This window comes from Streptomyces sp. NPDC006476, assembly GCF_040612015.1.
Classification (GTDB): domain Bacteria; phylum Actinomycetota; class Actinomycetes; order Streptomycetales; family Streptomycetaceae; genus Streptomyces; species Streptomyces griseorubiginosus_B.
Map to the genome: position 1 here is coordinate 1 of NZ_JBEXPK010000132.1, position 5,231 is coordinate 5,231.

The 5,231-nt window shown below is 72.8% G+C and carries 5 protein-coding genes and 1 tRNA gene; 3 read left to right on the forward strand and 3 right to left on the reverse strand.

All coding sequences use genetic code 11. The features are described from left to right. Positions 1–271 precede the first annotated feature (271 nt). Positions 272–2,080: a sel1 repeat family protein gene (locus tag ABZZ74_RS50175; protein ID WP_356950823.1), complete on the forward strand. Its 1,809-nt coding sequence runs from the start codon at positions 272–274 to the stop codon at positions 2,078–2,080. 79 nt (positions 2,081–2,159) lie between these two features. After that, positions 2,160–2,233: transfer RNA gene (locus ABZZ74_RS50180), tRNA-Met, on the forward strand. 144 nt (positions 2,234–2,377) lie between these two features. On the opposite strand, the gene ABZZ74_RS50185 is transcribed toward ABZZ74_RS50180, so the two are convergent. From ABZZ74_RS50185 to hisN, 3 genes are all read right to left on the reverse strand, one after another. Beyond that, the gene (locus ABZZ74_RS50185) at positions 2,378–2,794 is read right to left on the reverse strand and encodes a Fur family transcriptional regulator (RefSeq protein WP_133044534.1); all 417 of its coding nucleotides are present in this window, start codon (positions 2,792–2,794) and stop codon (positions 2,378–2,380) included. Positions 2,795–2,865: 71 nt separating this feature from the next. Next, positions 2,866–3,264 (reverse strand): CBS domain-containing protein, encoded by a 399-nt coding sequence (locus tag ABZZ74_RS50190; protein ID WP_208784550.1) that lies wholly within the window; start codon positions 3,262–3,264, stop codon positions 2,866–2,868. Positions 3,265–3,444: 180 nt separating this feature from the next. Continuing rightward, complete coding sequence (gene hisN / locus ABZZ74_RS50195; RefSeq protein ID WP_133044536.1) at positions 3,445–4,245, reverse strand: histidinol-phosphatase; 801 nt, start codon at positions 4,243–4,245, stop codon at positions 3,445–3,447. Between the two features lie 236 nt (positions 4,246–4,481). Here hisN and ABZZ74_RS50200 point away from each other — a divergent pair, with 236 nt between their 5' ends. Continuing rightward, a complete protein-coding gene (locus ABZZ74_RS50200; protein WP_356950824.1) occupies positions 4,482–5,090 on the forward strand; it encodes a helix-turn-helix domain-containing protein in 609 nt (202 codons plus the stop codon). Positions 5,091–5,231 lie beyond the last annotated feature (141 nt).

Genomic DNA, 5,231 nt, shown 5'->3' on the forward strand with positions numbered 1-5,231 from the left:
GCCGCAGCTGGTTCGCTCGGTGGGATCATAACCCAGTCGCCGCTGGATAAAATCCTGTCCCCGCTACTGCAGTCGAAGGCCCGGATCCTCAAAGGATCCGGGCCTTCGTGATGTGCGAACGGATGTGCCGGGGGAGGGGACCGCCGTGCCGCCTCGGGGAGTCGCGTGCCGTGTGTTTGACTTGTCTCTCTGTGGGCATGTCGACAAAACGCTGAAGTGACCTCACTGGCTGCGGTATACCAGGTGTACCCAGGTTGCAGGTGGTGCGACGATGGACGTTATGGGGGACAAGGCAACTCTGTTCGAGACAGGGCGATTTGTGCAGCCATCCCAGGGGGACGCGGGGGAGGCTGCTGAAGAGGCTGCCGAGGAACTGCGTCAGCGGCTCGCCGCCGAGGCCGGCGACGTCGAGGCGATGAGTGTTCTCGGGGCCATGCTGCTGCGCCGTGGCGATCTCGACGGAGCCGAGCCCCATCTGCGTGCCGCTACCGCCGCGGGCGACCGCGCCGCCGCCAACAACCTGGGAGTCCTGCTGCACCAGCGCGGCTACGCCGAGGAGGCGGCCGGCTGGTGGCGGATCGCCGCCGTCGCCGGATCCGCCGCGGCCGCGCACGCGCTGGGCCGCCACCACCGCGAGCGCGGCGACGAGCCCGCCGCCGAGTACTGGCTGCGGCAGTCCGCCGAGCAGGGCCACCCCCTCGGGGCGTACGCGCTCGCCGACCTGCTGGAGCACCGCGGGGACGGCGGGGCCGAGGAGTGGATGCGGGCCGCCGCCGAGCGCGGGCACCGGGAGGCCGCGTACCGGCTGGCACGCGTGCTCGATCGCAGAGCGGCCGACGAGGGCGAGGACGGGGCCGACAACGGTGTCGCGCCGCTGGAGGAGGCCGAGCGGTTCTACCGCCAGTCCGCCGCGCGCGGACACCGCCGGGCCGCGCTGCAGCTCGGGGCGATCCTGGAGAAGCGCGGCGAGCTCAAGGAGGCCGGGCGCTGGTATCTGACCTCCGCCAAGGACGGCGAGGCGCGGGCCGCCTGCGCGCTGGGCTTCCTGCTGCGTGACGCCGGGGACACCGAGAGCGCCGCCGTGTGGTGGCTCAGGGCCGCGCAGGACGGGGACGGCAACGCGGCCAACGCCCTGGGGGCGCTGCACGCCGAGCGCGGGGAGCCGCAGACCGCCGAGCGGTGGTACCGGGCCGCGATGGACGCGGGCGATGTGAACGGCGCCTACAACCTCGGGCTGCTCTGCGCCGAGCAGGGGCGGACCGCGCAGGCCGAGCAGTGGTACCGGCGGGCCGCGTACGCCGGGCACCGGGAGGCGGCGAACGCGCTGGCCATCCTGCTGCTGCAGGGCGGGGACACGGCCGGGGCCGAGCCGTGGTTCTCCAAGGCGGCCGAGGCGGGGAGCGTGGACGCCGCGTTCAACCTGGGGATCCTGTACGCCGGGCGGGGCGAGGACGTCGTCGCGCTGCGGTGGTACGAGCGTGCCGCGGCCGCCGGGCACACCGAGGCGGCGCTGCAGGTCGGCATCGCGCGGCTGCGCGACGGGGACGAGACGGCGGCCGAGCGGCATCTGCGGTGCGCGGCCGGCGGCGGCAGCGCCGAGGCCGCGTACCGGCTGGCGACCGTGCTGGACGCCCGGCGGCCGCCGGAGCCGGCGCACGAGCTGGGCGAGACGGTGCACGAGAAGACCGAGTGCGAGGAGTGGTACGAGCGGGCGGCTTCCCAGGGGCACCGGCGGGCGCAGGTGCGGGTCGGGATGATGGCGGCGGCTCGGGGGGACGTCGTGGAGGCGGCGCGGTGGTACCGGCTGGCCGCGGAGGCCGGGTCGCGCAACGGCGCCTTCAATCTGGGGCTGCTGCTGGCCCGGGAGGGGAGCGAGCCGGAGGCCGCCGTGTGGTGGACGCGGGCCGCTGACGCCGGGCACGGGCGGGCGGCGCTGCGGCTGGCCCTCGTCTACGCGCGTCGGGGCGAGCTGGTGGAGGGACAGCGGTGGGCCGATCGCGCGGTGTCGCTGGGGCCGGGGGAGGTCTCGGAGCGGGCGGCCCGGTTGCGGGACGCGTTGCGGGAGGAGCTGTCCGCGTGAGGCCGGGGCCGGGACGAGAGCGCTGGTCGTAAGCGATTTGCTTCCCCTGGTGTCGCCGACGTAATGTTGCGTTCACCGACGCGGGGTGGAGCAGCTCGGTAGCTCGCTGGGCTCATAACCCAGAGGTCGCAGGTTCAAATCCTGTCCCCGCTACTGATGGCCGAGGGGCCGGAATCCAGAGATGGGTTCCGGCCCCTCGGCGTTCTCACGGTCAGGGCTTCCGTTCTGGATACGGCTCTCTCTGTGGACGGCACGAAGCCCCGGCGCCAGGGCGGTGCCGGGGCTTCGGAAGGGCGGTTACGCGGACGCGCAGTTCGGGCAGACGCCGCGGTAGGTGACCTCGACGTCCGAGACCGTGAAGCCGAAGCGCTCGGAGTCGGGGAGGTCGGCGAGCGGGTTGCCGCTCGGGTGGACGTCCTTGATGGCTCCGCAGCGGGCGCAGACCAGGTGGTGGTGCGGCCGGTGTGCGTTCGGGTCGTAGCGCTTGGCCCGCTTGTCCGTGGCGACCTCGAGGACCTCACCGAGGGAGACCAGCTCACCCAGCGTGTTGTAGACGGTCGCCCGGGAGATCTCGGGAAGCTTGGCGACGGCTCTGGCGTGGACCTCGTCGGCGGTCAGGTGCACGTGCTCGCCGTCGAGGACCTCGGCCACGACGCGCCGCTGCGCGGTCATCCGCCATCCGCGTCCGCGCAGCCGTTCCAGAAGGTCGCTCATGCGATCCAGCCTAACAGAAAGGGACCAGGTCGCGAACGGGTGTGATTTTAGACAGGGTCTAATCGGAGGGTCTAGGGAAGGGTGGCCATCTGCTGCCGCGCAGGCGCCCAGCAGCGGATGATGTCGCGGACCGAGACGATGCCGACGGTCTCGCCGCGCTCCAGCACGATGAGGTGGCGGAAGCCGCCGTGCGCCATGGCGCGAGCCGCCTCCTCCAGGGTCCAGGACGGTGCGGCGAAGACGACGTCGGTGGTGGTGTGGGCGTGGGCACGCTCGGTGTCGGGGTCCTGGCCGAGGCCGACGGCGTTCAGGATGTCCCGTTCGGTGAGGATGCCGATGCCGCCGGCGTCGGGGTCGAGGACCACGGCCGCGCCGACGCGGCGCGCCGACATCAGGGCGGCCGCCTGGCGGAGGGTGTGTGCGGGGCCGATGGTGAGGACCACCGTGCTCATGGCGTCGCGGACGAGCATGGTTTCGAGCCACCTCCTGATGGAATCCGTCTCCGTCGGGCTCCCGGTGCCCGATAGTTCAGGAATTCACAAGTTCACAAGTGGGGGGACTCTCAGAGTGGCAGGTAAAGCGGGGGTCAACAAGGGGGCGCGGGCAGCCGATTGAGGGCGTGCGCGCTCATCTGTGTGTTTCGGTCTGCCTCAGTAGCGCTGGTTGAGATACCCCAGCAACTCGTCGTGCAGCAGGCCGTTCGACGCGGCCGCGTTGCCGCTGTGCGGGCCGGGGCGGCCGTCGAGGCCGGTGAAGGTGCCGCCGGCCTCCGTCACGATGATCGCGTTGGCGGCCATGTCCCACAGGGACAGCTCCGGTTCCGCGCAGATGTCGACCGCGCCCTCCGCGACCAGCATGTACGGCCAGAAATCGCCGTACGCGCGCGTGCGCCACACCTCGCGGGTCAGGTCCAGGAAGCCGCCCAGCCGCCCCTGATCCTCCCAGCCGCTCAGCGAGGAGTACGCGAACGAGGCGTCCGTCAGCTTCGAGACGCGCGAGACGTGCAGCCGGGAGGACGAGGACAGGCTGCGGCCGGTGAAGGCGCCGTGGCCCTTCGCGGCCCACCAGCGGCGGCCCAGGGCGGGGGCGGAGACGACGCCGACGACGGGCTGGAAGCCGGTGTCGCCTGCCTCCATCAGGGAGATCAGGGTGGCCCAGACGGGGACGCCGCGTACGTAGTTCTTGGTGCCGTCGATCGGGTCGATCACCCAGCGCCTGGGGCCGGTGCCCTGGATGCCGTACTCCTCGCCGAGGACCGCGTCGCGGGGGCGGGCGCGCTGGAGCTGGCCGCGGATGAGTTCCTCCGCCGCCTTGTCCGCCTCGCTCACCGGGGTCATGTCCGGTTTCGTCTCGACCTTGAGGTCGAGGGCCTTGAAACGGTCCATGGTCGCCGCGTCGGCGGCGTCCGCGAGGACGTGGGCGAAGCGGAGGTCGTCGAGGTAGTCCGGCATGTGACGAACGGTATCCGGCGTGGTCGGTGCGGGGCCATAGGGGACCGACGGGTGATCGGTGCCGGGCGGTGCCGGACGGTGCGGGGGGATTGGGGCTCGGGGGAGAGGGAGCGCGCGGAGTCGGGTGGTTCCGGGGCGTACTGGCCGAAGGGCGCCCCCGCGTACGTCCGCGAACCCTTGACAGTGCTCCCGTCCGCGTCAAACCTGGGCGCAGAGCCGCTCGCCCCAGGGAGGCGATGATGCCTGCAGCGCGGGAATCCCTACTGGACGCCGCGTACACGGCGCTGGCGCGCCGGCCGTGGTCCGCGGTGCGGATGGTGGACGTGGCCGCGGCGGCCGGAGTGTCCCGGCAGACCCTCTACAACGAGTTCGGCAGCAAGGAGGGGCTCGCCCGGGCGCTGGTCAGAAGGGAGGCGGACGGCTATCTCGCCGGGGTCGAACGGGCCCTCGCCACCCCCGCCGACGCCCGTGACCGGCTCACCGCCACCGCCGAGTGGACGGCGTCGGCGGCCCGGGAGAACGCGCTGGTACGAGCCATGCTGACCGGCTGCTGGAGCGAACGGCTGCCCTCGCCGACCCTGTCCGCCGTGCCGTCCTCATCGGCCGTGCCGGCGCAGCGCCGGGCGGACGGTCCGTTACCGTCACCCGGCGACTTCGTGGCGATGGTCCGCGACCGCGCCGTGGCGGTGCTGGCGGGACCCGGCGCGGCCAAGCCGGACACGGCCGAACTGGCCCGCTCCTGCGAACTCGCCGTCCGTCTCGCCCTGTCCTGCGTCGCGGCCCCACCGAGCGAGGGCAACGTCGCGGACCTGGTCCGCACGGCCCTACCCCGACAGGCGGTCTAGCGCCACGCTCCGCCGGAGCGTGCCCCGCCAGACGGTTCAGCCGCGCAGTCCGGTGGGTCATGCCTGGCCAGACGGTCAGCTGCGCAGTCCGATGGGTCGTGCCTGGTCAGGCGGGCTGGATGCGCACCCCGGCGGGGCCCG

Bases quoted from the DNA above. Each gene is read 5' to 3' on its own strand.
- ABZZ74_RS50175 (WP_356950823.1), top strand. From the start codon at position 272: ATGGACGTTATGGGGGACAAGGCAACTCTGTTCGAGACAGGGCGATTT.
- ABZZ74_RS50185 (WP_133044534.1), bottom strand. From the start codon at position 2,794: ATGAGCGACCTTCTGGAACGGCTGCGCGGACGCGGATGGCGGATGACC.
- ABZZ74_RS50190 (WP_208784550.1), bottom strand. From the start codon at position 3,264: ATGCTCGTCCGCGACGCCATGAGCACGGTGGTCCTCACCATCGGCCCC.
- hisN (WP_133044536.1), bottom strand. From the start codon at position 4,245: ATGCCGGACTACCTCGACGACCTCCGCTTCGCCCACGTCCTCGCGGAC.
- ABZZ74_RS50200 (WP_356950824.1), top strand. From the start codon at position 4,482: ATGATGCCTGCAGCGCGGGAATCCCTACTGGACGCCGCGTACACGGCG.